The sequence below is a fragment of the Bradyrhizobium sp. 35 genome (assembly GCF_023073215.1).
Lineage (GTDB): Bacteria > Pseudomonadota > Alphaproteobacteria > Rhizobiales > Xanthobacteraceae > Bradyrhizobium > Bradyrhizobium canariense_D.
This window is the reverse complement of the sequence record NZ_JADPJC010000050.1, coordinates 32,232-45,854: the sequence shown is the minus strand read 5'-3', so window position 1 is coordinate 45,854 and position 13,623 is coordinate 32,232. Positions and strand designations below refer to the sequence as shown.

Genomic DNA, 13,623 nt, shown 5'->3' with positions numbered 1-13,623 from the left:
CGCCCGGCCCGCCTGCAAAAAAGAACCCGGAGCGAAAGCTCCGGGTTTTTTCGTTTGGGCCGATCGTGCGCTCTGCGATCAGCTCTGCGAGTTGCGCGCCATGAAGTTGTCATAGCCGACTTCGGCGACCTGGAACCACTGATATCCGTTGTTCGAGAACGCGGTCAGCGATTCGTAGACCTTCTTGAAGTCCGCGTTGGTAGCCGAGACTTCGGTGTGCAGCTCCTTTGCCGCCTTGAAGCAGGCTTGCATGACCTCGGGCGAGAACGGATGCAGCTTGGCGCCGGCCGCGAGCAGGCGCCGCAACGCCGGTGGATTGGCCTGGTCGTACTTCGCCATCATCCAGTTGTTGGCGTAGTGCCCCGCCTGCTCGAGGATGCTCTGATAGTGCTTCGGCAGAGCATTCCACTTGTCCTGGTTGACGAAGGCGAGCAGCATCGGCCCGCCTTCCCACCAGCCCGGGAAGTAATAATGCGGCGCGACTTTCACGAAGCCGAGCTTCTCGTCGTCATAGGGCCCGACCCATTCCGCTGCGTCGATGGTGCCCTTCTCCAGCGCCGGATAGATGTCGCCACCGGCGATCTGCTGCGGCACCGCGCCGAGTTTGGCCATCACTTTTCCGGCGAAGCCGCCGATGCGGAATTTCAACCCGCTGAAGTCCTGGGGCGTCTTGACCTCCTTGCGGAACCAGCCACCCATCTGACAGCCGGTGTTGCCAGCAAGCAGCGAGACGACGTTGTACTTCTTGTAGAACTCGTTGAGAATCTCCCTGCCGCCGCCCAGCATGTACCAAGCCTGGTTGATGCGCATGTTCGGTCCGAACGGCACGGCCGAGCCGAAGGTGAAGGTCGGGTCCTTGCCGAAATAATAATAAGACGCGGTGTGGCCGATTTCGCAGGTGCCGTTCTGCACGGCATCGAGCACCTGAAGGCCCGGCACGATCTCGCCGCCGGCAAATGTCTGAATCTGGAATTTGTTGTCGGTCGCTTCCGCGACCATCTTGGCCATCATCTCGGCGCCGCCATAGAGCGTGTCGAGCGATTTCGGCCAGCTCGTCGGCATGCGCCATTTGATCTCGGGCGTCGTCTGCGCGATCGCTGGAGCGGCGAGCGTGGCGACACCCGCCGCACCAAGCCCGGTGACCTTGATGAAATCTCGTCTTTTCATGATGTCCTACCCTGATGGATTGTGACGATGGGCCTTCTTGCCGAGGCTTGGAGGCCAGCATGGAACATGTGTCGTCCGATTTCCATCCCTCACGATGTGAGGGACGAAAATGCCCAGCTCCCGCGCCATCCGGTCCTACGACTTTAGGCTTAGACGGCCCGCGGCCCTGGCCGTTCCCATCACGCCCGCCTCGGCCGGGCATGACGGGCGCGCCGGGCACGTGACAAGCGCCGGAAACACGGGCATACCGCGCCATTCCCCCAACCTAAGGCCGCCACGCATGTCGCGATCCTACCCTGCTCCATCGCTCGTTGGTTCGTTGATCGCGTCGCTCTGGCTGGCATGTGCGGCAATGCCGGCGCATGCGGAGCCCAGTGCGAATGTCGTGGCCGACATCCATGCGCTGGCGCAAAAGGAGCAGCAGCCGCTGCTCGACACGCTGCGCGATCTCGTCAGCATCGAATCCGGCAGCAAGGATGTCGAAGGTCTGAACCAGATCGCCCAGCGCGTTGCCGGCCAGCTCAAGCAGCTCGGCGGCACGGTGGAGATCCTCGAACCCACCGACGTCTATCGCCTCGACGACACACCCGAGAAGATCGGCCCGGCCGTACACGCCGTATTCAAGGGCACCGGCAGCAAGAAGATCATGCTGATCGCCCACATGGACACCGTGTACCTGAAGGGCATGCTGAAGGATCAACCGTTCCGCATCGACGGCGACAAGGCCTACGGCCTCGGCATTGCCGACGACAAGCAGGGCGTCGCGCTCATTCTTCATACCGTGGCGTTGCTGCAGAAGCTGAGCTTCCGGGACTACGGCACGCTCACGGTGCTCACCAATGGCGACGAGGAGATCTCCTCACCGGGCTGGCGCAGCACCATCACCAGGTTCGCTGCGGATCAGGATGTGGTGTTCTCCTTTGAAGGCGGCGGTACCGACGGCACGCTGCGGCTGGCCACCAGCGGCATCGGCTCGGCCTATCTCACGGTGCAGGGCAAGTCGTCACATGCAGGCTCACGGCCCGAGGGCGGTGTCAACGCGCTGTACGAACTCTCCTACCAGCTGCTGCAGATGAAGGACCTGTCCAAACCAGAGCAGGGCCTGAAACTGAACTGGACGGTCTCCAAGGCCGGCACCAACCGCAACGTGATCCCCGCGGAGGCCACGGCCCAGGCCGACGCACGTGCACTTAAGGTCGCCGATTTCGACGAGCTCGAGAAGACACTGCAGGCGAAGATCAAGAATCACCTGCTGCCCGAGTCCAAGGTCGAGCTGAAATTCGAGGTGCGCCGTCCGCCGCTGGAGGCCAACGACGCCTCACGTCGAGTCGCGGCCCACGGCAAGACGGTCTATGGGGAGATCGGACTGCCTCTCAAGGTCGACGAGAAGGCGACCGGCGGCGGCACCGACGCGGCGTTTGCCGCACTCAAGACCAGCGGAGCCGTGGTCGAAGGCATGGGCCTGTCGGGCTTCGGCGCGCATTCCAACGATGCCGAATACGTGCAGCTCAACAGCATCGTGCCGCGGCTCTATTTGACCACACGCATGATCATGGATCTGTCCACCGGCAAGCTGAAATAGCCCGATCTTCTTTCTCTCCTCGCTCCGCCGAAGCCTTGGCAAAGGCGGATGTGGGAGAAAGTGGCGCGTCAGCGCCGCGCCGCGTTCAAATCAACGTCGCCCGACTCTCCGCCAGCCTGAACCGCAGCGTGAACTGCGCGCCGCCGCCCGGAAGATTCTCCACCGCAACCGTCGCAGCGTGATCATCCGCCACGGCGCGCACGATCGACAGCCCGAGGCCGGCGCCGTCGCTGCGCTGGCGGTCGGCGCGCCAGAAGCGGTGGAAGATCAATTCGCGCTCGGCTTCCGCGATTCCCGGCCCGCAATCGCGCACGCGCACCGCGCCATCCTCGCTCACATCGACATCGACCGACGTGTCCATTGCCGTGAACTTGATGGCGTTTTCGGCGAGATTGAAGATCGCGCGCTGGAGCATCACCGAATTGCCGTGGATCAGCACCGGCGCCTCGGTGCCCCTCAGCGCGATATCCTTGTGCTGTGCGATCGCGAGCGGCGCGATCGAACCGACCACCTCGGCGCAGACCGCGCGCAAATCCGCGGTCTCGCCGGGATCGAGCACCAGCGTGTCGAGCTCGGCGATCTCCAGCAGCTGCGCGACGATGCGGCTCATGCCCTCGATGTCGGCATGCAGCGCCTGCCTTGCGGCGCCATCGCCGAGCGTCTCAATCCGCGTGCGCAGGATCGCGAGCGGCGTGCGCAATTGGTGCGCGGCGTCGGCGGTGAACTGCCGCTGCACCCGAAAGCCGTCCTCGAGCCGGTCGAGCGCCTGATTGACGGCGGTGACGAGCGGCATGATCTCGCGCGGAATCTGCTCCGTCGGCAGGCGGATGTCCGTGCGCGCCGGGCCGATATTGCTCGCCTCCTCGGAGGCCTTCCATAGCGGCGCAACAGCGCGGCGAAAGATGATGATGTCGATGCCGAGCAGGACCAGCAGGATCGGAATGGTGATCCATCCGACCCGCCGGAAGAAGTTCGATACGATGTCGTCGATGATGACGTCGCGGTGCGCGAGGTCCTCCGCGACGCGAATGCGTATCACCTTGCCGTCGATGGTGCGGGTGACTCCGGCCCCGGAAATCGTTTCGGAGAGCGGCGGTGGCGCGGCCGCCGCAGTGCCGGTCTTGCGCCGCGACGAAAACAGCAGATTCCCCCCGGCATCGCGAATGTCGTACTGGTAGCGGCCATAGGCTTCTGAATAAAGGCCCTTGAGACTGTCCGGCAGGTTGAACGTCAGCAGCCCGTCGGGCTGGGCGACGATGCGCTCGGCCAACACCTCGGCCTGCGCGCGCATGGCATCGCGATGCAGCTGGTCGATCTCTGAATTGAGCAGCCAGAACAGCACCAGCGGCAGGAAGATCGCGACCACCGCGACCGCCACGATGTGCAGGAACACGATGCGCCAGATCAGCGATTTGAACGTCGGCGACCTCCCATGGATCCCGGCGCGGAATCCGGCGTGAGATCCGATCCGGGCCACGCTATTTCTCCTCGGCCATGAGATAGCCGACGCCACGGATGGTGTGGATCACGACCTTGGCGCCATGCTCGGCGAGCTGCTTGCGCAGCCGCGAGACGTAGACCTCGACCGCGTTGGAGGCGACCTCGCCGTCGAGGCCGAAGATGTGGTCCTCGACGTTCTTCTTCGGTACCACCCGCCCCTGCCGACGCAGCAGGATCTCAAGCACCGAGGTCTCGCGCGCGGAGATGATGCGCGGCTGGTCGTCGACGAAGATCTGGCGGCTTTCGGTGTCATAGACGAGGTTGGCAAGGCGCAGCGAGCGGCCGAGCAACTGGCCCGGACGGCGCAGGATCGCCTCCAGTCGCGCCACCAGCTCCTCCATCGCGAACGGTTTGGCGAGATAGTCGTCGGCGCCGCTGCGCAGGCCGCTGACGCGATCCTGCAAGCCGCCGCGCGCGGTCAGCACCAGCACCGGCAACGGCTCCATCTGCCGGCGCAGCTCGCGCAGCACCGACAGGCCATCGCCGTCGGGCAGTCCGAGGTCCAGGATCATCGCGGCATAGCTGACGCTGCTGACCGCCTCGCGCGCTTCAGCGACGCTGCCGACGATGTCGCTCTCATAACCGGCCGCCGACAGCCCGCCGGCAACGAGCCGCGACAGCTCGGCATTGTCCTCGACGATCAGAAGGCGCATCGCATTTTCCCGCGGGATGTTCCGGTGTCACCGCACGGCTTCCGCCGCATCTTCGCTGTCTTCCATCATCCGGGGCATCTCGGCCAGCGAAAAAGCACCCGGCGGGCCGGCCGCTCCCTTCCGTCAGGTTCCTGTAAGCCAGTCCGGGCACGAGCGGATGAGGTCGCGGATGGCCCGGAAATTTACCTCCTTGGGCCCCGCCGCCGTCGGCCCTGCCGAGGAACGAACACCCCCGCGAACCGTTCAACTCAGCTGCAACATTTCTCATTTGATGGGGCGTCGTGCAGACCACCTAAGGTAATGCACATGCGCCTTGCACGACGAACACGTTCCAGCTCCCTTCTATCCGATTGCTTGGGCGCCATCACGCGACATCCAGGCGCCGCCGCGTTTGCTGCCGCAGGTACCCTCGTTGCGGCTACCGCAATCATAAACCGGCGGCTCGCGAACAAAGCGCAACGCGATAATCCTCCGCAGGGTCGGTTCATCGACGTCGAGGGGGTTCGCCTGCACTATTTGGAACGCGGCAGAGGCAAGCCGCTAGTCTTGTTTCACGGCAATGGCAGCATGGTCCAGGATTTCGTCTCGAGTGGATTGATCGATCTCGCAGCCGAGAACTACAGGGTCATAGTGTTCGATCGTCCCGGTTTTGGGCATAGCTCGCGGCCAAGGCACGTCGTCTGGACTCCGGATGCCCAGGCGGACCTGTTCAAGAAGGCCCTCGATCAGTTGGGCGTCTCTCAAGCGATTGTCCTTGGCCATTCATGGGGAGCGTCGGTTGCGGTTGCGCTGGCGACAAGACATCCTTCGTTCGTGCAGGCTCTCGTATTGGCCTCGGGCTATTATTTCCCGACTCCCCGCGCGGACAGCGCGGCGTCGGTGCTGTCCGCCCTACCGGTGGTCGGGGACGTCATCAGCTCCACGATTTCGCCGCTAGCCGGTCGGATGATGTGGCCCGCGATGTTGCGCAAGCTGTTTGGCCCCCGGCCGGTCCCGAACAAGTTCGCCGGCTTTCCGAAAGAAATGGCGTTGCGCCCATCACAGATGCGGGCCACAGCGGCCGAAGCGACGATGTTGATCTCCGCCGCATTCTCAGGTTCGAAGACTTATGCAGAACTCAAGATGCCGACGATCATTATCGCGGGCCAGAACGATCGTCTGATCGATATCAAGCAGTCGGTCAGGCTGCATGGCGAGGTCAAGCAGAGCAAATTGCACCGGATCGACGGAGCGGGACACATGATTCATCATTCCGCAACCGCTGATGTGATGGCGGCCATCGACGAAGCTGCTGCCGAGGCCGTGTTGACCCATGGACGGGAAGGCCCAGGCGTTTCGCGAAGCAACGCGTAATCGCTCACGAACAACGCCGCTGATCGCCGTCGGCGAACCTCACGGCTCGTTTGCGGAGGATCGCTTCTGAGCCAACTCGGGCGCGGGACCACACTTCAACCCGCCCTCTCGGTCGAACGGAGACCTTTTCGACCGGGTATGGTATCTGTCGATCGCCCGTTGGCCGAGGTGCCGATTGGTCAGATAAAGCGGGAAAACGAAGCACAATGGTTCCTAGCCAGGTGACGATGCCCTTGTGGCACGAAAAGCACCTCCGGGCTGCCACTCGCGCCGCCGGTGTCGCTCTATGGTCCTGGAACGTTGATACCGACGCCATCACCATGGATGAACCCGCGTACGACCTTTGGGAGGTGCCCAAGGGCGAGCAGAAAATTACGTTCGAGATACTGTCCAAGAACATCCACCCCGCCGATCTTGAGAGGGTGAGATCGGCATTTGCCGCTACTCGCGCAGTCGTAGGCTCTTACGAGATAGATTTTCGTATTCTGACCGGCAGCGATATCCGTTGGATTTCCGCGCGGGGCCAGGGCGACGATGCCGACATCGCGGATCGAACGATGTTCGGTATTTTCCTGGACGTCACCCAACGCAAGCAAGCCGAGGAAGCCAACGAGCTCCTGGCGGGCGAGATGAGCCACCGGCTGAAAAACCTTCTCACCGTCGCAACGGCGCTGACGCAAATGAGCTCACGCTCGGCAGCATCAAAAGGGGATATGGCCCAGGAGCTGACCAGTCGCCTGATGGCTCTTGGACGTGCTCAGGACCTTGTGCGCCCGGTACCGGGACGAAATAGAGAAGGGACGCTTCTCGGAGACCTCATCTCTGTTCTGCTTGCGCCGTACGATGAGGAAGGAGCCAGCGTTCGTATTCGTGTCTCGGTCCCCAAGATGAACGTGGGAGAGGCTTCCAGCACAGCACTCGCCTTGGTGATGCATGAACTGGCAACCAACTCTGCGAAATACGGTGCGCTGTCCCTTTCAAGTGGCACCCTGGACGTATCGTGCAACGCTCACGAGGACGAGGTCGTGGTCAAGTGGACGGAGCGGGGTGGTCCCCCCGTTGTCGCTCCAACAAAGCTCGAAGGCTTTGGAAGCCAGTTGGTGCACCGAAGTATGGCCGCCCAGCTTGGCGGGACTATAACTTTTGACTGGTCGGAAGAGGGTGTGGTGGTCATCCTGCGCATGAGCAAAGACCGTCTTGCGAATTGATGTTGAGCTGATTTCCCGCGCCCACTCCTGTCACCCGTCTGCGATTGGCCCTTGGCTTTACTTCGTACGACGCTCCTGAAAAGCCTCTCTGAGTTCGGCCAGTTCATCGCTTGTCGCTCCCAATTCCACATCGGCACGGCTTGCAGGTAAATCCCTGTAAGCAATCGGCTGATCGAACTGGCTGGCCGTAAAGTCGTACCGCCGACCACCGATGCGATTGTAAAAATGGTCGCCGGCCGGCAGCGGCGTCCTCAGCAACTCGCCGCCGAAGAGCTCGTGGATCAGCAGCGAGGTGACGTTGCATTGCCCCGCCGCCGGATTGCTCGCCGTCCATTGACTGGCGGTTGCCAACGACCAGGCCTTGCGCAGCGCGCTTTGAACCTCATCGGGATCGAAGCTCATCATCAACCCCAGGCCAGCCGCCGAGGCGCTCATTTCGGATTTTGCGATAATGCCTTTATGCCACTGTTTTGCCCGACGAGTCAAACGATCTCGCTGAAGCACGCGCGCCTGCCCGCTTTGACGCCCAAAAATACGAAGTTGCCCTCGACCGCGCGATGCTCGGGCGTGCCTGCCAATTAGCCCATCGCATCAAGCTGTTGGCTACACTCGCAACGCCTTGTCCTCTCACCCCTCGTCTACTGTGCATGGGGTTGTTTTTCAGATTTTTTGTTGGAGGCCCCGCCCGTCCCCCGGCGACACCGCCGCTCGCCGATATCCGCTCGCCTATTCCGATCGCGTCGCCCCAAAGAAAAGCCCGGCCTCGCGAACGAGACCGGGCGTGTCGTCTTGCGACTTGCTCGAAGATCAGCCGCGGGTGCGCGAGCGGATCATGAAGCTGTCGTAGGTGTATTCGGCGACCTGCCACCACAGATATTCGTCGGAGCGGTAGGCCTGCATGGCGTCGATCGACTTCTTGAAGTCGGGATTCTTGGCCGAGATCTCGCCCCACAATTCGTTGGTCGCCTTGAGGCAGGCTTCCAGAACCTCATTGGTGAACGGGCGAAGCTGCGTTCCGCCGGCGACCAGACGCTTCAGCGCGCCGGGGTTCACCATGTCGTAGCGCGCGGCCATCCAGGTGTTGGTGTTGACGGTCGCGTTGGTGAGGATCGCCTGATAGTTCTTCGGCAGCTCGTTCCACTTGTCGATGTTGGCGAAGGCGTGAACGGTCGGACCGCCTTCCCAGAAGCCCGGGTAGTAGTAGTACTTAGCGACCTTGGCGAAGCCGAGCTTCTCGTCATCGTAGGGACCGACCCATTCGGCCGCGTCGATGGTGCCCTTCTCGAGCGACGGATAGATGTCGCCGCCGGCGAGCTGCTGCGGCACCACGCCGACCTTCTGAAGCACCTGGCCGGCAATGCCGCCGATGCGCATCTTCAGGCCCGACAGGTCGGCAACGGTCTTGATCTCCTTGCGGAACCAGCCGCCCATCTGGGTGCCGGTGTTGCCGCAGGGGAAGCCCACCACGTTCGTCTTCTTGAAGAACTCGTTGGCGAGCTCGTTCCCGCCGCCTTGGTACAGCCAGGAATTCTGCTGGCGTGCATTCAGCCCGAAAGGCACCGACGCGAAAATCGCGAAGGTCGGGTCTTTGCCGACGTAATAGTACGACACCGTGTGGCACATCTCGACGGTGCCCTTCTGGGTCGCATCCAGCGCCTGCAGGCCCGGGACGATTTCACCCGCCTGGAAGACCTGAATCTGAAACTTGTTGTCGGTCATCTCGGCGACGTACTTCGCCATCTGCTCGGCACCGCCATAGATGGTGTCGAGCGACTTCGGGAAGCTCGACGTCAGGCGCCACTTGATCTCGGGCGAGGACTGCGCGATCGCCGGCGAGGCCACCGCGGCGGTCGCCGCCGCGCCGGCTGCCGACACTTTCAGGAAATCACGACGCTTCATCTTCAGTCTCTCCTTGTTGGGGCGTTTCCCCTAACTTCCTCTTTGCTGCCGCTCATTCCGGCGACGCGTTCTTGGGCCGCGTCGAACCGAAGGGGCTTGACTGCCGTGGGCCTTTAACACGGAAGCCCCGCTTTCGAAACGCGACATTGGCATGACAGGGCTCTACGAAAGTCGCATGTCCCCAAGGTATTGGTTTCAAGGGATCGGCTTGGATCCGCTTAGGCCGCGGCGATGACGCCCTTGAGCTGGTCCCGCACCTGTCCCGCAATGGCGCGGTAGATCGCCGCATGGGGACCATCCGGCTCGCTGTCCACCACGGGCGTGCCCGCATCCGAGGTGGCGCGAATCGCCATGTGCAGGGGGATCTCGCCCAGGAATGGTACCCCGAGCTTCTCGGCCTCGCGGCGCGCGCCGCCATGGCCGAAAATGTCGGATTTCGTGCCGCATTGCGGGCACTGGAAATAGCTCATGTTCTCGACGATGCCGAGCACGGGCACGTTGACCTTCTTGAACATCGCAAGCCCCCGCCTTGCGTCGATCAGCGACAGGTCCTGCGGGGTCGAGACGATCACGGCGCCCTTCAAAGGGACGTTCTGCGCCAGCGTGAGCTGGGCATCGCCGGTGCCTGGCGGCATGTCGACGACGAGCACATCGAGCTGGCCCCATACGACGTCGCGCAGCATCTGCGTCACTGCCGACATCACCATCGGCCCGCGCCAGATCATCGCGGTCTCTTCCTCCACCAGGAAGCCGATCGACATGATGGCCAGGCCAAAGCGCTTGAGCGGAATCATCTTGCGCTCGTCGTTCAGCTCCGGCTTCTCATGCAGGCCCGTCAGCCGCGGCACCGATGGGCCGTAGATGTCGGCATCGAGCAGCCCGACCTTGAGGCCGAGATCGCGCAGACCGAGTGCCAGGTTGAGCGCGGTGGTGGATTTGCCGACACCGCCCTTGCCCGAGGCGACCGCGATCACGGCCGCGACGCCCGGAATCTCGGACTGCCGCGCCATCGGCGATTGGGCGCCGCCCTGCGGCGGCGGCTTGTGGGCGTGGACGGGCTGCACGCCCGGCGTGCCGCGGCTGGGAGTTGGCGGCGGTGGCGGCGCCGCGCCGGCCTTCCGCTCGGCGGTCAGCGCCACCATGACGGTGGTGACGCCGGGAATGGCGCGCACCGCGGCCTCGGCCTCGGCCCGGACGGATTCCCAGGCTCGCGCTTCGGCGGCTTCGACATTGATCGAGAAGAACACCTTGCCGTCGGCCGCGCTGATCGCGCTCAGCACATTGGCATTGGTGAGCGCGACCCCGCGGGGCGACTTGATCCTGGCGAGGCTGTCGAGAACCTGTTGCTGCGTCACGCTCAAAGCGCATCTCCTAGAATTCAAGATGCCCCATTAGAGCGGAAACGCCCAAAAGGCTACTGCCTGCCGATATCGTCAGCCATCTCGGCGGGCGCGGCCCCCTGCTCCAGGGCCGCCTCGTAGTTGAGCTCGATCATGACCCCGTTGGGGTCGTGGACGAAGATCTGCCAGAGCTCACCGCCGGGCACTTGGCGGGAGTCGAACTTCATCCCCTTTGAGGCCAGCCGCTGCTTCATGCCGTCAAACCCGCGGCTGGCGAAGGCGACGTGGTGGACAACGCCGGAATCCGGCTTTTGTGGCTCGGCAGTCGGAGAAATATCGACGAGGTGCACCACCGGCTTTCCCTCGCTGTACATCCAGGCGCCGGGGAAGGCGAAATTCGGCCGGGCGCCTTTTTCCAGGCCCAGCACGTCCTCGTAGAAGCGGACGGTTTCGGCCAGATTCCGGGTCCGGATATTGAAATGATCGAGCACGCCCACGCTTACGCCGCCCATGCCTTCGCTCCCTTTTTTTGAAGTCCTTAGGTCCGCCATCCTAACACAGGCGGGGGCCAAACGAACCCGTTGCCCTCCGGCCTCAAGGGTTTATGGTGCGCCCGATCTGCCGCAATGGCGGAACCGGACGGCCCTCGCCCGGCAAGAACCGTAAAACCCAAACTACGGACAAGGTACTACAGATGGCTAAAGTCGCTTTCCTCGGTCTCGGCGTGATGGGCTTCCCCATGGCCGGACACCTCGTGAAAAAAGGGGGCCATGAGGTCACCGTCTATAACCGCACCGCGGCCAAGGCGAAGGAGTGGGCGGACAAGTTCGGCGGCAAGACCGCGGCGACCCCGAAGGCCGCGGCCGAGGGCCAGGATTTCGTGATGTGCTGCGTCGGCAACGATAACGATCTGCGCGCGGTCACGATCGGTGCCGACGGCGCGTTTGCCGGCATGAAGAAGGGTGCAACCTTCGTCGACCACACCACCGCATCCGCCGAGGTCGCGCGTGAGCTCGATGCGGCCGCGACCAAGGCCGGCTTCAAGTTCATCGACGCACCCGTGTCCGGCGGCCAGGCCGGCGCCGAGAACGGCGTGCTGACGGTGATGTGCGGCGGCGCGCAGGACGCCTATGCCGGCGCCGAGCCGATCATCACAGGCGCCTATGCGCGGATGTGCAAATTGCTGGGGCCCGCCGGCTCCGGCCAGCTGACCAAAATGGTCAACCAGATCTGCATCGCCGGCCTCGTCCAGGGCCTCTCCGAGGGTATTCACTTCGCCAAGAAAAGTGGCCTTGACGTCGCCGCCGTGATCGAAACCATCTCCAAGGGCGCCGCGCAGTCCTGGCAGATGGAGAACCGCTACAAGACCATGAACGAGGACAAATACGATTTCGGCTTCGCGGTCGAATGGATGCGCAAGGATCTCTCGATCTCGCTGGCCGAAGCCCGTCGCAATGGCGCCAATCTGCCGGTGACCGCGCTCGTCGACCAGTTCTACGCCGAGGTCGAGAAGATGGGCGGCAAGCGCTGGGATACATCGAGCCTGCTCGCGCGCCTGAATCGCTGACACCTCACGAAGTGATCCTGCCTTGCTGACCGCACTCGCCGCAATCTTCATCCTCGCCTATGCGGCGATCGCGCTCGAGCATCCTATCGGGGTGAACAAGAGCGCGTCTGCGCTACTCGGCGCGGGCGTGCTCTGGACAATCTACGCGCTCGCGACCGGCGACCACACGCTGGTCGGCCGTCAGCTTGACGAGTCCGTCGCTGCCACCGCGCAGATCGTGTTCTTCCTGGTTGGCGCGATGACCATCGTCGAGGTCATCGACGCCCATGACGGTTTCGAGGTCATCACCTCCCGCATCAGCACGACCAGCCAGGTCCGTCTGATATGGCTGATTGGCTTCGTTACCTTCTTCCTCAGTGCAATCCTCGACAATCTGACCACCACCATCGTCATGGTCTCGCTGATCCAGCGGCTGATCGCCAAGCGCGACGACCGCTTGCTGTTCGCCTCCCTCATCGTCATCGCCGCAAATGCCGGCGGCGCATGGACCGTGATCGGCGACGTCACCACGACCATGCTGTGGATCGGCGGACAGATTTCGCCCCTGAAAATCATGAGCGCGGTGTTCCTGCCCTCCTTGCTCAACCTGCTGGTGCCGCTCGCATTCATCAGCTTTTCACTCAAGGGCAAGACCATCGCACCACCGCCGAAAGAGGACGGATTGCAGGGCGTCGATCCGTTCGAGCGGAACGTGATGTTCTATCTCGGACTCGGCGTACTGATCGCGGTGCCCGCCTTCAAGACGGTCACGCACCTGCCGCCCTTCATGGGCGTCCTGCTCGGGCTTGGCATCGTGTGGTTGGTCGGCGAGATCGTTCATCGCAAAAAGGATGAGCATGTCCGCGGTCCCCTCACGCTTGCGAATGCGCTGACGCGGATCGACATGGGCTCGATCGTATTCTTCCTCGGCATCTTGCTCGCGGTCGCCTGCCTCGAACATGCCGGCCTGCTCTCCATGGTGGCCAAATGGCTGGACACCGCGATCGGCCGACAGGACATCATCGTCATCGTGCTCGGCCTGCTCAGTGCTGTCATCGACAACGTGCCGCTGGTCGCCGCGACGATGGGCATGTACGACCTCGCGCATTATCCACCCGACAGCTTCATCTGGGAGTTCATCGCCTATTGCGCCGGAACCGGCGGCTCGATCCTGATCATCGGCTCGGCCGCAGGCGTCGCCGCCATGGGGCTCGAGCGCATCGAGTTCCTCTGGTACGCCCGCCGCATCGCCGTTCCCGCGCTCGCCGGCTATCTGGCGGGCGCCGTGGTGTACATCGCGCAGCACGCGGCGCTGCATTGAGCGGCTCACGCCGGATCCAAAATTAACGCCGGGTTAACGTAATTCTTTAGCTCC

Annotated in this window: 12 protein-coding genes; 5 read left to right on the top strand and 7 right to left on the bottom strand. The window is 63.1% G+C overall.

The genetic code is table 11. The features are described 5' to 3' along the window. Window positions 1–78 precede the first annotated feature (78 nt). Window positions 79–1,167: a TRAP transporter substrate-binding protein gene (locus IVB36_RS08360; RefSeq protein WP_085395849.1), complete on the bottom strand. Its 1,089-nt coding sequence runs from the start codon at window positions 1,165–1,167 to the stop codon at window positions 79–81. A gap of 280 nt (window positions 1,168–1,447) precedes the next feature. Here IVB36_RS08360 and IVB36_RS08355 point away from each other — a divergent pair, with 280 nt between their 5' ends. Continuing rightward, complete coding sequence (locus IVB36_RS08355; RefSeq protein ID WP_247391194.1) at window positions 1,448–2,749, top strand: M20/M25/M40 family metallo-hydrolase; 1,302 nt, start codon at window positions 1,448–1,450, stop codon at window positions 2,747–2,749. 85 nt (window positions 2,750–2,834) lie between these two features. Here IVB36_RS08355 and IVB36_RS08350 read toward each other — a convergent pair whose 3' ends face one another. Together IVB36_RS08350 and IVB36_RS08345 are read right to left on the bottom strand one after the other, a co-directional pair. Further along, window positions 2,835–4,226, bottom strand: a complete 1,392-nt coding sequence (locus IVB36_RS08350; protein ID WP_247391193.1) for an ATP-binding protein — start codon at window positions 4,224–4,226, stop codon at window positions 2,835–2,837. Between the two features lies 1 nt (window position 4,227). Then, the gene (locus tag IVB36_RS08345; RefSeq protein ID WP_027569404.1) at window positions 4,228–4,902 is read right to left on the bottom strand and encodes a response regulator transcription factor; all 675 of its coding nucleotides are present in this window, start codon (window positions 4,900–4,902) and stop codon (window positions 4,228–4,230) included. Between the two features lie 306 nt (window positions 4,903–5,208). On the opposite strand from IVB36_RS08345, the gene IVB36_RS08340 reads away from it, so the two are divergent. Then, entirely contained in the window at window positions 5,209–6,255 is a 1,047-nt protein-coding gene (locus IVB36_RS08340; RefSeq protein ID WP_204510888.1) for an alpha/beta hydrolase, read from the top strand. A 227-nt stretch (window positions 6,256–6,482) separates the two neighbouring features. Beyond that, window positions 6,483–7,463 (top strand): sensor histidine kinase, encoded by a 981-nt coding sequence (locus IVB36_RS08335; protein WP_247391440.1) that lies wholly within the window; start codon window positions 6,483–6,485, stop codon window positions 7,461–7,463. A gap of 57 nt (window positions 7,464–7,520) precedes the next feature. On the opposite strand, the gene IVB36_RS08330 is transcribed toward IVB36_RS08335, so the two are convergent. The 4 genes from IVB36_RS08330 to IVB36_RS08315 form a co-directional block, all read right to left on the bottom strand. Beyond that, entirely contained in the window at window positions 7,521–7,865 is a 345-nt protein-coding gene (locus tag IVB36_RS08330; protein ID WP_085353024.1) for a hypothetical protein, read from the bottom strand. A gap of 405 nt (window positions 7,866–8,270) precedes the next feature. Next, complete coding sequence (locus IVB36_RS08325) at window positions 8,271–9,362, bottom strand: TRAP transporter substrate-binding protein (RefSeq protein WP_018459388.1); 1,092 nt, start codon at window positions 9,360–9,362, stop codon at window positions 8,271–8,273. A 218-nt stretch (window positions 9,363–9,580) separates the two neighbouring features. Further along, window positions 9,581–10,723 (bottom strand): Mrp/NBP35 family ATP-binding protein, encoded by a 1,143-nt coding sequence (locus IVB36_RS08320; protein ID WP_247391192.1) that lies wholly within the window; start codon window positions 10,721–10,723, stop codon window positions 9,581–9,583. Between the two features lie 53 nt (window positions 10,724–10,776). Continuing rightward, complete coding sequence (locus IVB36_RS08315) at window positions 10,777–11,214, bottom strand: VOC family protein (protein ID WP_027517244.1); 438 nt, start codon at window positions 11,212–11,214, stop codon at window positions 10,777–10,779. A 182-nt stretch (window positions 11,215–11,396) separates the two neighbouring features. Between IVB36_RS08315 and IVB36_RS08310 the strand changes: the two genes are divergently transcribed. After that, window positions 11,397–12,269: an NAD(P)-dependent oxidoreductase gene (locus tag IVB36_RS08310; RefSeq protein ID WP_026233796.1), complete on the top strand. Its 873-nt coding sequence runs from the start codon at window positions 11,397–11,399 to the stop codon at window positions 12,267–12,269. A gap of 22 nt (window positions 12,270–12,291) precedes the next feature. Continuing rightward, a complete protein-coding gene (gene nhaD, locus IVB36_RS08305; RefSeq protein WP_018459392.1) occupies window positions 12,292–13,569 on the top strand; it encodes a sodium:proton antiporter NhaD in 1,278 nt (425 codons plus the stop codon). Window positions 13,570–13,623: the final 54 nt, after the last annotated feature.

What these genes read in the sequence shown, in the direction of transcription:
- IVB36_RS08360 (WP_085395849.1), bottom strand. Translation starts at nt 1,167, where the DNA reads ATGAAAAGACGAGATTTCATCAAGGTCACCGGGCTTGGTGCGGCGGGT.
- IVB36_RS08355 (WP_247391194.1), top strand. Translation starts at nt 1,448, where the DNA reads ATGTCGCGATCCTACCCTGCTCCATCGCTCGTTGGTTCGTTGATCGCG.
- IVB36_RS08345 (WP_027569404.1), bottom strand. Translation starts at nt 4,902, where the DNA reads ATGCGCCTTCTGATCGTCGAGGACAATGCCGAGCTGTCGCGGCTCGTT.
- IVB36_RS08340 (WP_204510888.1), top strand. Translation starts at nt 5,209, where the DNA reads ATGCGCCTTGCACGACGAACACGTTCCAGCTCCCTTCTATCCGATTGC.
- IVB36_RS08335 (WP_247391440.1), top strand. Translation starts at nt 6,483, where the DNA reads ATGCCCTTGTGGCACGAAAAGCACCTCCGGGCTGCCACTCGCGCCGCC.
- IVB36_RS08330 (WP_085353024.1), bottom strand. Translation starts at nt 7,865, where the DNA reads ATGAGCTTCGATCCCGATGAGGTTCAAAGCGCGCTGCGCAAGGCCTGG.
- IVB36_RS08325 (WP_018459388.1), bottom strand. Translation starts at nt 9,362, where the DNA reads ATGAAGCGTCGTGATTTCCTGAAAGTGTCGGCAGCCGGCGCGGCGGCG.
- IVB36_RS08315 (WP_027517244.1), bottom strand. Translation starts at nt 11,214, where the DNA reads ATGGGCGGCGTAAGCGTGGGCGTGCTCGATCATTTCAATATCCGGACC.
- IVB36_RS08310 (WP_026233796.1), top strand. Translation starts at nt 11,397, where the DNA reads ATGGCTAAAGTCGCTTTCCTCGGTCTCGGCGTGATGGGCTTCCCCATG.